The 14,687-nt window shown below is 63.6% G+C and carries 12 protein-coding genes and 1 tRNA gene; 8 read left to right on the forward strand and 5 right to left on the reverse strand.

Annotated features, from left to right (window positions below; all coding sequences use genetic code 11):
* The first annotated feature begins 47 nt into the window (after window positions 1–47).
* Window positions 48–770, forward strand: coding sequence for a response regulator transcription factor (locus tag KUW00_RS03575; protein WP_108131263.1), 723 nt, complete (start codon window positions 48–50; stop codon window positions 768–770).
* A gap of 30 nt (window positions 771–800) precedes the next feature.
* Here the strand turns inward: KUW00_RS03575 and KUW00_RS03580 are convergent, their stop codons facing one another.
* Together KUW00_RS03580 and KUW00_RS03585 are read right to left on the reverse strand one after the other, a co-directional pair.
* A complete protein-coding gene (locus KUW00_RS03580; RefSeq protein WP_222568240.1) occupies window positions 801–1,070 on the reverse strand; it encodes a hypothetical protein in 270 nt (89 codons plus the stop codon).
* Between the two features lie 303 nt (window positions 1,071–1,373).
* Window positions 1,374–1,778 carry a GreA/GreB family elongation factor gene (locus KUW00_RS03585; protein WP_222568241.1) on the reverse strand — a complete coding sequence of 135 codons (405 nt, stop codon included), beginning with the start codon at window positions 1,776–1,778 and terminating at the stop codon, window positions 1,374–1,376.
* A 366-nt stretch (window positions 1,779–2,144) separates the two neighbouring features.
* Between KUW00_RS03585 and KUW00_RS03590 the strand changes: the two genes are divergently transcribed.
* Window positions 2,145–2,750, forward strand: a complete 606-nt coding sequence (locus KUW00_RS03590) for an exopolysaccharide biosynthesis protein (protein ID WP_108448535.1) — start codon at window positions 2,145–2,147, stop codon at window positions 2,748–2,750.
* Between the two features lie 202 nt (window positions 2,751–2,952).
* On the opposite strand, the gene KUW00_RS03595 is transcribed toward KUW00_RS03590, so the two are convergent.
* Entirely contained in the window at window positions 2,953–4,656 is a 1,704-nt protein-coding gene (locus tag KUW00_RS03595; protein WP_222568242.1) for a dihydroxyacetone kinase family protein, read from the reverse strand.
* A 369-nt stretch (window positions 4,657–5,025) separates the two neighbouring features.
* Here KUW00_RS03595 and KUW00_RS03600 point away from each other — a divergent pair, with 369 nt between their 5' ends.
* The gene (locus KUW00_RS03600) at window positions 5,026–5,631 is read left to right on the forward strand and encodes a hypothetical protein (RefSeq protein ID WP_045992774.1); all 606 of its coding nucleotides are present in this window, start codon (window positions 5,026–5,028) and stop codon (window positions 5,629–5,631) included.
* 82 nt (window positions 5,632–5,713) lie between these two features.
* Here the strand turns inward: KUW00_RS03600 and KUW00_RS03605 are convergent, their stop codons facing one another.
* The gene (locus KUW00_RS03605; RefSeq protein ID WP_222568243.1) at window positions 5,714–7,375 is read right to left on the reverse strand and encodes an amidohydrolase; all 1,662 of its coding nucleotides are present in this window, start codon (window positions 7,373–7,375) and stop codon (window positions 5,714–5,716) included.
* A 540-nt stretch (window positions 7,376–7,915) separates the two neighbouring features.
* Window positions 7,916–8,002 (reverse strand) — tRNA-Leu (locus KUW00_RS03610).
* Window positions 8,003–8,346: 344 nt separating this feature from the next.
* Here KUW00_RS03610 and KUW00_RS03615 point away from each other — a divergent pair.
* From KUW00_RS03615 to secD, 5 genes are all read left to right on the forward strand, one after another.
* Window positions 8,347–9,801, forward strand: a complete 1,455-nt coding sequence (locus KUW00_RS03615) for an SLC13 family permease (RefSeq protein ID WP_185696469.1) — start codon at window positions 8,347–8,349, stop codon at window positions 9,799–9,801.
* 186 nt (window positions 9,802–9,987) lie between these two features.
* Window positions 9,988–11,016, forward strand: a complete 1,029-nt coding sequence (gene queA, locus KUW00_RS03620) for a tRNA preQ1(34) S-adenosylmethionine ribosyltransferase-isomerase QueA (protein WP_108131254.1) — start codon at window positions 9,988–9,990, stop codon at window positions 11,014–11,016.
* Window positions 11,017–11,103: 87 nt separating this feature from the next.
* Window positions 11,104–12,240 (forward strand): tRNA guanosine(34) transglycosylase Tgt, encoded by a 1,137-nt coding sequence (gene tgt, locus KUW00_RS03625; protein WP_045992762.1) that lies wholly within the window; start codon window positions 11,104–11,106, stop codon window positions 12,238–12,240.
* Between the two features lie 66 nt (window positions 12,241–12,306).
* The gene (gene yajC / locus KUW00_RS03630) at window positions 12,307–12,645 is read left to right on the forward strand and encodes a preprotein translocase subunit YajC (protein ID WP_045992761.1); all 339 of its coding nucleotides are present in this window, start codon (window positions 12,307–12,309) and stop codon (window positions 12,643–12,645) included.
* A 185-nt stretch (window positions 12,646–12,830) separates the two neighbouring features.
* On the forward strand, window positions 12,831–14,681 hold the full coding sequence (gene secD / locus KUW00_RS03635; protein WP_108131253.1) for a protein translocase subunit SecD: 1,851 nt from the start codon (window positions 12,831–12,833) through the stop codon (window positions 14,679–14,681).
* The last annotated feature ends 6 nt before the right edge of the window (window positions 14,682–14,687 follow it).

A 14,687-nucleotide genomic window follows, 5' to 3' on the forward strand; every position in this document is an offset into this window, starting at 1 on the left:
CAAAAAACGATAACGATCAATCATCGCATGGGAACAGGGAGGGGACGATGTCTGCCCTTCAGGAAGGTCCGATCGTCCGGCTGATCACGCACCCCAACGTGCAGTCGCAGTTGTTCACCCATCACCTGAGCCAGGTACTCGACTGCCAGGTCAGTCCTCTTGCCCCGGAGGCGGTGTCCGGCCTGGAAGCGGAACTGTCGAACTCACCTCCTGGTGTGCAACTGTGGCTACTGGACGCCGATCAGCTATCGCACAGCGACATGCATCGCTGCCACGAGCTCAAGGCACAGTTTCCCGACATTCTGCTGGCGGCGTTCAACCTGGCCAACCAGGAACAAGCCGCTGAATTGTTGGCGTCATTGCACCTTCAGGGCATCTTCTATCGCCGCGACGAACTGGACAATATCTGCAAGGGAATCATCCAACTCCTCGATGGCGCCCTGTGGATGTCGCGTCCGCTGCTTCAGCAGATGTTCGAATATTTCCGACGACAGCAGTTCAACACCTACCGTCCCGTCGCCGGCCTGACCCAGCGGGAGCTGGAAATTCTCGGCTTCATCGGCAACGGCGCGTCCAACCAGGATATCGCCACCCAACTGTTCCTGAGTGAGCATACGGTCAAGTCTCACCTGTACAACATCTTCAAGAAGATCAAGGTGCATCACCGCGCCGAGGCCGCACACTGGGCGCGCAAGCACCTGGGCATCCCGCCCCCCATGACCAAGAATTCACATCGCAGCCGTCTGCCCCGGGAGCTCGAGCCTCGCTGAACCGATCACGACATGGCCTTGCGGCCAGGCTCACTGCAACGAGAACAACATCGTCGCCCCGGCACCACTGCTGGACGAGGAAGAACGATTGCCACGCCCGGTGACCAGCACCTCCAGCCGGCCCCCGGACGCCTGCTGGATGACGGTCATGCTGAACCTTCCGTCAGGCAGGCGCTCTACCCGAGGCGCCCGTCCCGCCCAGGTCCCGCTCCTGTGCTCCTGCCCTTGGCCCGTCCACTCCCACTGAGCGGTGAAGGGAATGCCCTGAGTCCCGGAGAACCGCACGACAATATCGGCCACGGCAACGCCTGTACCCGCGAGGAAAAGCCCCAGCCCGAGGACACACCCTGAGAACCGGTGAGTGAATCGGCCCATCTCCCTCCTCCTTTGCTCATCCAGGCGATGCCAAAGGCTGCGGCTGCGCTGCTCACTGGGCCTTGAGCGAGAAGTCGATGAGCGAAAAGTCGACGAGCGAAGGTTAGACAAGGCAAAAATCGGTGAGAAAGCGCAGTTTACGGGGTGTAAATGAGCATTTTGACCGGGCTGGCGCACCAGCCGATTTTTAACGCCGTATTACCGAGCGCAGGCACTTTTCAGACAAACCTAGCGATGAAACTGACGCTCTCGCTCCGGCTGCCACAGTATCTCTTCCACCCGCCAGCGCCCTGGCTTGCCCAATGCCACCTGGGTCGTCCACTCTTCCCCGACCCGACGGGTCAACAGCTCGGCGCCCAGCGGCGCCAACACCGATAGACCATCTTCGGTCGTCGCCAGCGCATGAGGATAGACCAGCGTGCGCGTCAGAAGTCGATCCGTGTCGACGTCCCTGAGCACAACCTTGCTGTTCATGCTGACCACGTCATCGGGCATCTCGTCCGGGTCGCGAATCTCGGCACGCTCCAGTCGCTCTTCCAGCAGGTCGGCGGCAGCCCGTTCGGTTCCGCAGGCTTCATCGATCAGGCGCTGTAAACGCTCCGCATCAAGACGGTTGGCAAGTCTCAACGACATCCTTGGCACCTCACTGCTAAACGTCGGCCTGCGTCGAAGACAACGATCGAGAATCAGGCCTGGCAACAAAAAAAGCCCTCCCCGATATAGGGAAGGACTCGTATCAGTTTCAGCATACGACAACTTCTAAAAATAAGAAACTACTTATATTAAACTCGCACCAGCCTCGCCCCTTGCCTGGACACCGTTCTGTCGCCGTCGCATCGACAAGCGCGGACGTAGTTGACGATCGATGTGACAGGCCTGGCAAGTCTGCCTCTACACCGCCGCCTGCCTCCGAAGGCGACGAGCGCGCCAGGTTCACGGCATGGACAGGCTGCTTTTCCAGCCCCCATACTACGTCGCTTTACCCACGCCCGAGGCCCCATGCCGACGAGTTCCACCGCTTCAGAGTCCTCTCCAGAATCCTTGACCGAACTGCTCGACCAGCTACAGGCCGCCAGCCAGGACAAGCGCTGCCTGAGCCTGGCTGAGGTCATCAACGCCGTCGGCAGGCGCAGCTTTGCCCCCATTCTGCTGGTCGCAGGCCTGGTCACGCTCACTCCGCTGATCGGTGATATCCCCGGTGTGCCCACCATGATGGCGCTGCTAGTCGTGCTTGCTGCAGCACAATTGCTGGCCGGAAAAAAGAGCGTCTGGCTTCCGGCCTGGCTGGCGCGGCGTGAGGTGGAGACCGACAAGGTCGAGCGAACCATCGGCTGGCTGCGCAAGCCGGCCGCCTGGATCGATCGGTTGTTGAAACCGAGGCTGACTGTATTCACCGGTCAGATCGCCCGTTACCCCATCGGCCTGGCCTGTCTGGCCATAGCGCTCGCCACGCCACCGATGGAGCTGATTCCATTCAGCGCCACGCTCGCCGGCGCGGCACAGACCATGTTCGGCCTGGCCCTGCTGGCACGAGACGGACTGATGGCGCTGCTGGGCTATCTCTTCACCCTATCCACCGCCTGGGTGGTGCTGGTGGCGCTCTAGCACGAAGCCCCCCTCTTTAGAGCAAAGCCGGCGCGGCCCCCTCTCTCTGATCACTGTTCGGCCTGGCCCTGCTGGCACGAGACGGCCTGATGGCGCTGCTGGGCTATCTCTTCACCCTATCCACCGCCTGGGTGGTGCTGGTGGCGCTCTAAGCTTGGCCAACGCTTCTGCCTTTCTCAGCCTGAGTCGAAACGATCGTGCTCTAACGCTGGCCGCAGGAGCGGTCGATGGCCTCGAGCCATTTTGCCACCGCCTCGGCGCCACCGTCGGGCACGCCCATCACCCGATCGCCGAGGTAGGCCGCACGACCAAAGCGTGGATGCATGCGGGCCGAAGCCTCGACGCCGCGCCAGGCCGCCTCGACCGCCCGAGCAAAGGCCTGGAATCCGTCCAGTCCCTCTGCCAGCGTGTCCTCGAAGGCGTGGCTGGCCGGCACCAGAGCATCCAGCATGGTGCGATCCCCAGGAGCAGCACCTCCGATCTCGGCGATAGCGTCGCCGGCGGCCTTGAGCGCTCTTGCCCAATCCTGCGCCGCGACCTCCCCTTCACTCGGCAATGCCTGCGACGCACGCAGCAGGGCAAAGGCGTAGAAGGGACCTGAGCTTCCTCCAATCGCTCGCCTCAGGGCCTCCCCGGCTCTGGCCAGGCAGTCGGCAGGCGAGCCAAAAGCGCTGTCCGGCAGCTTTCGCAGCGCCTGGGCCGCGCGCACCATGCTGGCCCCCAGATCGCCGTCGCCGGCGGCACTGTCGAGCTCGGTCAAGCGTTCCTCGCTGGCCACCATGGCGCTCGCCACCGCCGCCACCGCTCGCTGAAGTCGCTCGCAGGATGGTCCAGCCTCGTCGGCGCCCGGCAGCGGCTCATCAAGCACGCTGGCAGTCACACTCTTCACCTCTGCTGCCACTTCGGCACTGCCTGGCCAGATGCGTACCTCGGTCGGCGACGTGAGCAAGTCCTCGCGGGCTTCGTCGAGCACCATCAACGACAGCGAGCACCCCGGCATTTCCAACGCCGTCATGAAGTTGCCGCACCACCCCAGCACCGGCTCGGCCCCCAGCTCACGCAGCCTGGTCAAGGCCCGTCGCGCCACTATGGCAAGCTCCATCGGCGGTGTGCCGCCGAGACCATTGACCAGCACACCCAGGCGACACCCCTTCACCGACAACGCCTGGCTCAGAGATTCCAGCATGCTATCGACGATGGTATCCGCCGGCAGCATGGCCGACTTGCGAACCCCTTTCTCGCCATGGATGCCCAAGCCGAATTCGATCTCGTCATCACCGAGTTCGAACCCCGGCCGGCCGACCGCCGGCACCGTGCAGGCCCCCAAGGAAATGCCCATGGTCGCCACCGATTCGGCCGCTCCCCGAGCCAGCGCGGCGACCTCCTCGAGGGGTAGACCACGGGCCACAGCGGCACCGGCGATCTTGTGCACCAGTACCGTCCCGGCCACACCACGACTCTGCTCCCGGGGTAATGAATCGCGCAGCGCCACGTCATCGGCGACCATCACCACCTCCACTGGAATCCCCCGAACCCTTGCCAGTTCAGCGGCAAGGCGGAAGTTGAGACGATCCCCGGTATAGTTCTTTACCACCAGCAGGGCCCCACGTGGACCGGCGCAGGCAAGGATCGCCGCCAGCACCGCATCGACGCTCGGTGAGGTAAAAACGTCTCCCGCCACGGCGGCCGTCAACATGCCGCGCCCGACGTAGCCAGCGTGGGCAGGCTCGTGTCCGCTGCCGCCGCCGGATATCACCGCCACCGACCGACGCTCAGGGTCTTCAGACAAGCTAGCGTCGATGACCACGTTTTCTTCATCCATCAGCGCAAGCCCAGGATGAAGGGCCACCATGCCTTCCAGCATCTCGCGAACGCTGCCTCTGGGATCGTTGATCAGCTTCTTCATGATGAGCCTCCTGCCCGACGGTGGATTCAGAATGGCAACATGGATGAGCCTCGAACCCTTGTAAAGCCGGCGCACGAGCATCGCCCCGCGCTTCACGCACGGCCAGGGTGCGCTGAAGCGAAGAGCTGGCCACAGGTTTTTCCGCCACACTGGGCCAATTGTGCCCAAAAAACAGCAAAGTAGCGCTATCGCACAACCATGCTCATGGCCACCTGATCCTGGTCAAAGGCACAGCCGTCTAAGGGGGCTATTCTGATCTTGCCGACCAAGGAATGGTCGAGTGACAAGTCAGCGACGGCATGGACGCCGTCGCATCGCTTTTCGGGGGCAAGAGGTGGCATTCCGTCCCTCTTCCCAGCAGGGACCGATATGAAAACCTCTCGCCATGACCTGAAACTGTCCGACCCGCTTCACGACTACCTGCAACACCCTTCCACACGACACGCCGTGGACGCCCTGCTCGCCCATGAGCTGGAGCACCTGGCGGTCGGCATGCAGTGGGACGAACTCATCAACCACTGCAATACGCTGATTCTGGCGCATCAGATCCGCAACGATTATCTGGAAATCCTGCTGAAGGCGTCGAAGCGCATCTGGAAGCCATTGATCAAGGGCACCATCTGGCGCGAGCTCTCCATCGGAGAACTCGCCCCGGAACAGCAACCGAGCCCCCAGAACGTCTGGACCCAAGGGTTGTTTCGGTGCTTCATCAATCGCGACAACGGCCAGCCACTGACCACCTTGCTGAGCTGGCATCAGGGCGAAGGGCTGGTGGCCGCGTTCAGCATCGAACCGCGGGATGTCCAGGACATTCCACCAGGGTGGGAGATCGATGGACAGGACTCCCGCTACTGGCGGACCCAGCCCGGCCTCGCCGAGTATCATCACTCCTCGCTGCTGGACATTTCATCGCTGGTGGGCCTGGCCGAGACCGCCATCACCGCCCTGAGTCAGACTGAAATCGAGCCATCGTGAACGAGTAAACAGGCGCCCTCCCCCCTTCGCCACAACCTCTGCATATCGGCCTTGCTCCAAGCCTTGTAGGGCACCTTTCGGCCTATTGGTCCCGCACAAACACTCGCTCTCCAGCAATCCAGGTTTCACTCACCTGTGTTCGCCAGAGCTCAGCCGGATCGGCACGCAGAATATCGGTATCCACCAGCACAAAATCCGCCCACTGCGCCGGCATCAAGCCACCCAGGCTACCCTCCTGGTGCGCCGCGTAGGCCGCATCGATGGTAAAGCCGCGCAGGGCTTCGGCCACGGTGAGCTTCTGCCCGGGCAGCCAGCCTCCTTCGGGCTGGTCGTCGCGGTCTTCCCGAGTCACGGCGGCGTGCAAGCCGTAAAAAGGGTTGGCAGGCTCGACCGGAAAGTCGGAACCCGCGGCGATACGACTACCGCTGTCCATGAAAAAGCGCCAGGCGTAGGCACCGGCAAGACGCTCCTGGCCTAGCCGGTCGCCGGCCATGTTCTTGTCACTGGTCGCATGGGTGGGCTGCATCGAGGGAATGACGCCAAGTTCCGTAAATCGCGGTATATCGTCGACGCTCACCACCTGCGCATGCTCGATGCGATGGCGAAGCTCACGCCGCTGGGGGTCCTGCTCCAGGCTACGCGCATAAACGTCCAGAGCGACACGATTGGCGCGGTCGCCTATCGCGTGCATATTGGCCTGGAATCCCTGGCTACTGACCTGATCGACCAGCGCCTGCAGGGCGTCCTGATTCTGGATCATCAGTCCGCTGGAATCGGGTCTATCACTGTAGGGCGCCAGCAGCGCCGCGCCTCTGCTGCCGAGGGCGCCATCTGCGTAAATCTTGACGCTGCGAATATCCAGCCAGTCTTCGGGGTCGTCGTGGATGCCTTGCGCGAGTATCTCGTCAAGCTTCGGGTCGCTTGACGACACCATCGGGTAGATGCGCACCCCCAACTCACCTGCATCGGCCCTGGAGTGGTACATCTCAAGCTCAGCGGCGCTGGCGCCGGCATCGTGCATTCCGGTGATGCCAAGCTCCTGCAGATGTGCCACGGCGGTACCGAAGGCCTTGGCCATTTCCTGTGCACTGCGCGGGGGAATCTTGTCGGTGATAAGCAACTCGGCGTTATCGATAAAGACGCCGGTCGGTGTGCCAGCATCATCACGAAGGATCTCTCCCCCTTCCGGTGCCTGGGTCTCGCCATCCACGCCCGCCATTCCCATGGCCTTGCTGTTGACCCAGATCGCATGCCCATCCACTCGACTCAGCACAACAGGACGATCGGCGATCACTTCATCGAGCACTTGCGCGGTGGGAAATGCCTTGCCGTCCCACAGCACCTGATTCCATCCCCTGCCGCGTATCCATTCCAGATCGGGATTTGCCGCGGCGAAGTCGGCGACTTCCAGAGCGCTCAGCTCGGCCGACGCCAGGCCACGCAACTCGACCTCGAGCAGGCCATAGCCGAGCCCCATCAGATGCCCGTGGGCGTCGATCAGGCCAGGCAACAGCGTGCGGCCTCCTGCATCGATCGTTGCCTGTGGTTCAGGATACTGCGATAGCAGTTGCTCATCGCCTCGTGCCACCACCTTGCCATCCTCGACGACAAGGGTGGTAAAGCTCACCAACTGGCGATAGGCATCGAAACCGTAGCCGTTGGCATCATGAATCACGGTGGTATCGGCACAAACACCAAGACTGGCGCCGGCAACCGACAACGCAAGCAACGTTTTATTGAGCATGGGCCCACCCTGTCATCTTGTTGTCATAAGGCCTGAATCAACTTTCAGCCTAGCCGTATTGTTCGGCGGGACCCTACGAGCCTGGGAGATACAAGGAAGGTTTATTACTTACAAAAACCGAAGAAAAAGCAGGAAAATAGACGAAGACAGGACCACCAACCTGGCATACAACACCGGCACGCCCAGTCACCGCTGTCGACGGAGAGCCGTGGGGTGCATGTCTTCGAATCAGGCTTGACCGCCTTGAACATCTTGAGCGAATGGGACGGTCGATTTGTCGAACGGGCTGACAAAACATGGTCAAGCGAGAAAAGCGCCAGAATGGGTACTGGGCCTGTTTCCAGGCTCGCTACCTTTCGCGTGGACGATGGTCGGGTCGTGACAACACCGACCCTCATGATCTGCTGACCCGAGCTTGAACGGTCTCTCAGGTTGCCCATCGAGGGTACTGTTCTGGCCTGCCTCGAGTCGCTAGCGCCTAGGGAACTGCAGATAGGGGAAAACGAGCGTAAGGAGGGAATACACGAACTGCATTGGGAATGGTGCCGGTGGTCGGACTCGAACCGACACACTGTTTCCAGCGGCGGATTTTGAATCCGCTGCGTCTACCAATTCCGCCACACCGGCAACGGGCGAGGATTATACGTGGGTGGCGCGAGAGGTCAATTCCCCTGAGCCGCTCGGTGGCGCCTGTCGGGGCCGATGGCGCCGTTGTCGAGGCGACTCCCGCCCCTGTCGGGCGCGGCACCCACCGCATCCGGCCGAGCACCGACCGGGGATCGGCCTCGGCCGTTGTCAGCCAAAGCCCCACCGGCCGTCGGTTTCGGCACCCTGGCGGCAGGTGGGTCATTCCTCCATGTCTTGACGCTCGCCCGCTCGGGTTAGACCTTGGTAGACTGCGCTCCGCCTGCCCCAGGTCAACCAAGCCCCTGGTCAACGAGACCCGCGTCCAGCCCAGAATGGAGTCGCCCATGGCTGACACTCGCAATGAAGCCGTTCCCCATCCGTCCATCGCCAGCCGCATCGGGCTGGTGCTGGGTCCGCTGTTGTTGATCGCCACCCTGGTGCTGCCCCCGCCCGGCGACATGTCCCAGGCCGCCTGGGGCTGCGTCGGCATGGCACTGCTGATGGCAAGCTGGTGGTCCACCGAGGCGATCCCGATCCCGGTGACCTCGCTGATCCCCCTGGTGCTGGCCCCGGCGGTGGGCATCGGCAGCATCAAGGAGGTCGCGGCCAGCTACGCCAACCCGATCATCTATCTGTTCCTCGGCGGCTTCCTGCTCGGTATCGCGATGCAGACCTGGAACCTGCACAAGCGTATCGCCCTGCACGTGCTGAAGGTCGTCGGCAGCGAACCCAAGCGCCAGATCGCCGGGTTCATGATCGCCACCGGTTTTCTCAGCATGTGGGTGTCCAACACCGCCACCTCGATCATGATGCTGCCCATCGGCATCTCGGTGCTGAGCCTGCTCGAGGATTCCGACCCTGATGAGCTGCGCCGCTTTGCCACCGCGCTGCTGCTGGGCATCGCTTATTCGGCCAGCATCGGTGGCGTGGCCACATTGATCGGCACGCCGCCCAACGCTCTGCTGGCGGGTTATCTGGCCGATGACCGCGGCATCGATCTGGGCTTCGCCCAGTGGATGCTGGTCGGGGTACCGATCAGTGTGGTGATGATGGCGCTGACCTGGTGGTGGCTGTCCCGCGGCGGCTTCTCGCTGAAGGTCGGCAAGGGTGAAAGCGACAACCTGATCAAGGACCAGCTCGCCGAGATGGGCCCGATGAGTGCCGCCGAACGCCGTGTCGGCCTGCTGTTTCTGGCCGCGGCGGCGCTGTGGATCCTGCGCCCGCTGCTCAATGACATGGGCGCCTCCTGGTTGTCCGACACCACCATCGCCATCGTCGCCGGCATGGCGCTGTTCCTGATTCCTTCCGGCCGTCGTTCCGGCGAGGCGCTGATGGTATGGGAAGACGCGGTGAAGCTGCCCTGGGGCATCCTTCTGCTGTTCGGCGGCGGCCTGGCGCTGGCCGGCGCGATCAGCAAGTCGGGGCTGGCCGAGTGGATCGCCAACCAGCTGTCGATCCTCGGTGCCCTGCCGGTGCTGGCAATCATCGGTGGTGTGGTGCTGGTCATCATCTTCCTCACCGAGGTGACCTCCAACACCGCCACCGCGGCGGCCTTTCTGCCGCTGCTCGGCGCCCTGGCGCTGTCGCTGGATCTGCCAGTGATGCTGATTACCGTGCCGGCCGCCATCGCCGCCAGTTGCGCCTTCATGATGCCGGTGGCCACACCACCCAACGCCATCGTCTTCGGCACCGGTCACATGAAGATCCAGTCGATGATTCGTGCCGGCTTTGCCCTCAACCTGATCAGTACGGTGGTGGTGACGCTGATGGCCTACGGCCTGATCCTGCTGCTGTGGTAGCCACGCCGATGTCCCCTGGTCGTCGACCCGACTGCGCTGCCCGCCTCGCGGACGGCCGATACGGGCTGACGCCCATGGCGTGGTCGTGACAGAAGATCGACGCCGTTTCCTGACGTGGCGGTCAGGAAACGGTATCCTTGTGCGCCTTTGGCATCCTTCATCCCGCCTGACGACTTGCGAATTCCCATGCAGCGCGCCGACTTTCATTTCGAGCTCCCTGAAGAGCTGATCGCCCGTTACCCGTCCGACGTTCGCAGCGACTGCCGCCTGCTGTGCGTCGATGGCGCCAGCGGACACCTCGACCACCGCCGCTTTCCGGACCTCGAGCAATTGCTCGAGCCCGGCGACCTGCTGGTGTTCAACGACACCCGCGTGATCCCCGCCCGCCTGCACGGCCACAAGGCCAGCGGCGGCAAGGTGGAAATGCTGCTCGAACGGCCGCTGGACGCCCATCGGGGGTTGGTCCATCTGCGCTCGAGCAAGTCGCCCAAGCCCGGCACCGAGCTTCACTTCGAGGGCGGCATCCAGGCAGTGGTCGAAGGTCGCCGCGACGCCCTGTTCGAGCTGCGCTTTCTCGGCGATACCCCGATGATCGCGCTGCTGGAACGCCACGGCCATATGCCGCTGCCGCCGTATATCACCCGCGACGACGAGCTGTCCGACCGCGAGCGCTACCAGACCGTCTACGCCCGCCGCGACGGGGCGGTGGCCGCGCCGACCGCCGGGCTGCACTTCGACGAGCCGCTGCTCGAGCGGCTGGCCGAGCGGGGCGTCGAGTCCGCCTACGTGACCCTGCACGTGGGCGCCGGCACCTTCCAGCCGGTGCGCGTCGACAATATCCACGAGCACCACATGCACAGCGAATGGATCGAGGTGGGTGACCAGGCCTGTGCCCAGGTGCGCGCGGCCAAGGCTCGCGGCAACAAGGTCATCGCCGTCGGCACCACCAGCGTGCGCTGCCTGGAGACCGCCAGCCAGTCGGGCGAGATCGCGCCCTTCTCCGGCGACACCGACATCTTCATCTACCCGGGCTACGAGTGGCGCTGCGTGGACGCCCTGATCACCAACTTCCATCTGCCGGAATCGACCCTGCTGATGCTGGTGTCTTCCTTCTCCGGCTACGACACCGTGATGAAGGCTTACCGCGAGGCGGTAAAGGAACGCTACGCCTTCTTCAGCTACGGCGACGCCATGCTGCTGACGCCGGCACGCTGACCCTATTTGCCAGGCGGTGGCTGCTCGGCCGAGCGGTCCACCGTCGTCAGGCTCGAATCAACGCCCCCAAGGGGCACGGAGAGACCCATGCGCGAGCAATGCTTCATGCGCTTCGACAAGCTGGCCGAGGACGGCCGGGCTCGCCGAGGTCGCATCACCTTTCCCCGCGGCACCATCGAGACCCCGACCTTCATGCCGGTGGGCACCTACGGCACGGTCAAGGGCATGACCCCGGCCTCGGTGGAAGAGATCGGCGCCGAGATCATCCTCGGCAACACCTTCCACCTGTGGCTGCGTCCCGGTACCGAGGTCATCGAGGCCCACGGCGACCTGCACGACTTCGCCCAGTGGCACAAGCCGATCCTCACCGACTCCGGCGGCTTCCAGGTGTTCTCGCTGGGCGAGACGCGCAAGATCACCGAGCAGGGCGTGCACTTCCGCTCGCCGGTGGACGGCTCCAAGGTGTTCATGGGACCGGAAGAGTCGATGGCGGTGCAGCGCTCGCTGGGTTCCGACATCGTCATGATCTTCGACGAGTGCACCCCTTACCCGGCGACCCACGACGAGGCGCGCCGTTCGATGGAGATGTCGCTGCGCTGGGCCCAGCGCTCTCGCGATGCCCACGGCGACTCACCGTCGGCGCTGTTCGGCATTATCCAGGGCGGCATGTACCCGGATCTGCGTGAGGCTTCGCTCAAGGGCCTCGGCGACATCGGCTTCGACGGCTACGCCATCGGCGGGCTGTCGGTGGGCGAGCCCAAGGAAGAGATGATCAAGGTGCTCGACTATCTGCCCGAGTGGATGCCGGCGGACAAGCCGCGCTATCTGATGGGCGTCGGCAAGCCCGAGGATCTGGTCGAGGGGGTACGCCGCGGAGTCGACATGTTCGACTGTGTGATGCCCACCCGCAACGCCCGCAACGGCCACCTGTTCACCGCCGAGGGCACGGTCAAGATCCGCAACGCCAAGCATCGTCACGACACCCGCCCGCTGGAAGATGACTGCGACTGCTACACCTGTCAGAACTTCTCGCGGGGCTATCTGCACCACCTGGACCGCTGCGGCGAGATGCTCGGATCGATGCTCAACACGATCCATAATCTGCGTCACTATCAGCGTGTCATGGCCGGTTTGCGCGGTGCTATCGAAGCGGGTACATTGGCTGACTTCGTGGAAGGGTTCTATGCCAGGCGTGGCCTGCCGGTTCCCCCCGCCCCGAATTGATGACCCGGTCGGCAGCCGCCGGCCGTCTGACTCCCTTTTCCCCACGACTTCAGGAGACCGTCGTACATGTTGGACTTCTTCATCTCCCCGGCCCTGGCCCAGGATGCTGGCGCTGCCGCCGGTGGTGGTATCGCCCAGATCGTGATGCTGGTCGGCTTCGTGCTGATCTTCTACTTCCTGCTGTGGCGTCCCCAGGCCAAGCGCGCCAAGCAGCACAAGCAGCTGATCGCTGGCCTGTCCAAGGGTGACGAGATCGTCATCGGCGGTGGTCTGATGGGCCGCATCACCCGGGTCAGCGACGACAGCGAGTTCCTCGCCATGGAAATCAGCGAAGGCACCGAAGTCAGCGTGCAGAAGAACGCCGTGGCCGCCGTGCTGCCCAAGGGCACTATCAAGTCCATCTGATTGGTGTCATTCCCCTTCGGCCCTGTGCGCCGAAGGGGGCCCCATGCTGACGCGGGGGGAGCCGATCGGTCGGCTGTCGCGCGTTGGCGAGGCAGCCGCACCCTTCGCTTTGGAAAGTCCCCGGAGCACCTCTCGAGCGCCCCCGGCTTTCCCTTATTTGTCAGCAACCTGAGGGCAGAGCCCCGATGCTCAATCGTTACCCTTTATGGAAGTACCTGCTGATCCTGGTGGTACTTCTTGTCGGCCTGGTCTACTCCCTTCCCAATCTGTTTCCCGAAGACCCAGCGGTCCAGATCAGCAGTGATCGTGGCGAGCTGAGTTTCAGCCAGTCCCAGCAGCAGAGCCTCGAACAGGCCCTGGCCGAGGCGGACATCGACGTCAAGACGGTGGAACAGGAGCCCAACAGCCTGCTGATCCGGCTGAACGACGCCGAGGACCAGATTCCCGCCCGTGACCTGATCGCCCAGCAGCTCGGCGATGACTATGTGGTCGCGCTGAACCTGGCAGAGTCCACCCCCGAGTGGCTGTCTTCGCTGGCGGCCTCGCCCATGACCCTTGGTCTGGACCTGCGTGGCGGTGTGCACTTCCTTTTGGAAGTGGACATGGAAGCGGCGGTCAATCAGCGTCTCGAGGTCAACGCCAGCGCCATGCGCGAGACCCTGCGTGAAGAGCGCATCCGCTACCGCAACACCGAGATCGACGGCCGCACCATCTCGCTGGACTTCATGAACGCCGAGGACCGCGACGCTGCCGAGACGCTGATTCGCCGCGAATTCCCCGACTTCCAGTATCAGGACGTCGAGCGTGAACGCGGCGCCAGCCTGGCGATGACCCTGACCGACGCGTCCGTGGACGAGATCCAGGACTACGCGATCAACCAGAACCTGACCACCCTGCGCAACCGCGTCAACGAGCTCGGCGTGGCCGAACCGCTGGTACAGCGTCAGGGCCCGGATCGCATCGTGGTCGAGCTGCCCGGCGTGCAGGACACCGCCGCCGCCAAGCGTATCGTCGGCGCCACCGCCAACCTGGAGTTCCGCCTGGAGGCGCGCACCGACACCCCGTCCAACGAGACCGAGGCGCTGTCCTTCCGCAATGAGCCCGGACGCACCGCCGACCTGATGCGCGACGTCATCATCACCGGCGACAGTGTGTCCAGCGCCAGCCGCGGCTTCGACGAGAACGGTCGCCCCCAGGTCAACATCAACCTGGACGGCACCGGCGGCACCCTGATGAACCGCGCCACTCGCACCAACATCGGTCGCAACATGGCGGTGGTGTTCATCGAGCACAAGACCCGTGATCGAACGGTGATGGAGGACGGTGAGCAGGTGACCGTGCGTGATCCCTACACCGAACGCGGCATCATCAGCCTGGCCACCATCCAGAGCGCGCTTGGCAACAGCTTCCGCATCACCGGGCTGGAATCGCCCACCGAAGCCGGCGAGCTGGCACTGCTGCTGCGCTCCGGTTCACTGGCGGCACCGATCTACTTCGCCCAGGAACGCACCATCGGCCCGAGCCTCGGCGCCGACAATATCGAGCGCGGCATGCTCTCGGTACAGATCGGCCTGCTGCTGGTCGTGCTGTTCATGTTGATCCGCTACAAGGTGTTCGGCGTCATCGCCAACATCGCCCTGGCGTTGAACCTGACCCTGCTGGTCGCCGCCATGTCGATGCTCGGCGCCACCCTGACGCTGCCCGGTATCGCCGGTATCGTGTTGACGCTGGGCATGGCGGTCGACGCCAACGTGCTGATCTTCGAGCGTATTCGTGAGGAGCTGCGCACAGGACTGTCGGTGCAGCAGGCGATCCACGCCGGCTACGAGCGCGCCTTCAGCTCCATCGTCGACGCCAACATCACCACCCTGCTGGTGGCATTGATCCTGTTCTCCATCGGTACCGGCCCGGTCAAGGGCTTCGCCGTCACCCTGTCGCTGGGCATCCTGACCTCGATGTTCACCGCCCTGCTGGTGACCCGTGCCATGGTCAATCTGATCTACGGCGGCAAGCCGGTGAAGAAGCTATGGATCTAAGCCCAT

It is taken from the genome of Halomonas sp. DP5N14-9, assembly GCF_019802175.1.
Lineage (GTDB): Bacteria > Pseudomonadota > Gammaproteobacteria > Pseudomonadales > Halomonadaceae > Halomonas > Halomonas litopenaei.

What these genes read in the sequence shown, in the direction of transcription:
- KUW00_RS03575 (WP_108131263.1), top strand. Translation starts at nt 48, where the DNA reads ATGTCTGCCCTTCAGGAAGGTCCGATCGTCCGGCTGATCACGCACCCC.
- KUW00_RS03585 (WP_222568241.1), bottom strand. Translation starts at nt 1,778, where the DNA reads ATGTCGTTGAGACTTGCCAACCGTCTTGATGCGGAGCGTTTACAGCGC.
- KUW00_RS03590 (WP_108448535.1), top strand. Translation starts at nt 2,145, where the DNA reads ATGCCGACGAGTTCCACCGCTTCAGAGTCCTCTCCAGAATCCTTGACC.
- KUW00_RS03595 (WP_222568242.1), bottom strand. Translation starts at nt 4,656, where the DNA reads ATGAAGAAGCTGATCAACGATCCCAGAGGCAGCGTTCGCGAGATGCTG.
- KUW00_RS03600 (WP_045992774.1), top strand. Translation starts at nt 5,026, where the DNA reads ATGAAAACCTCTCGCCATGACCTGAAACTGTCCGACCCGCTTCACGAC.
- KUW00_RS03605 (WP_222568243.1), bottom strand. Translation starts at nt 7,375, where the DNA reads ATGCTCAATAAAACGTTGCTTGCGTTGTCGGTTGCCGGCGCCAGTCTT.
- KUW00_RS03615 (WP_185696469.1), top strand. Translation starts at nt 8,347, where the DNA reads ATGGCTGACACTCGCAATGAAGCCGTTCCCCATCCGTCCATCGCCAGC.
- queA (WP_108131254.1), top strand. Translation starts at nt 9,988, where the DNA reads ATGCAGCGCGCCGACTTTCATTTCGAGCTCCCTGAAGAGCTGATCGCC.
- tgt (WP_045992762.1), top strand. Translation starts at nt 11,104, where the DNA reads ATGCGCGAGCAATGCTTCATGCGCTTCGACAAGCTGGCCGAGGACGGC.
- yajC (WP_045992761.1), top strand. Translation starts at nt 12,307, where the DNA reads ATGTTGGACTTCTTCATCTCCCCGGCCCTGGCCCAGGATGCTGGCGCT.
- secD (WP_108131253.1), top strand. Translation starts at nt 12,831, where the DNA reads ATGCTCAATCGTTACCCTTTATGGAAGTACCTGCTGATCCTGGTGGTA.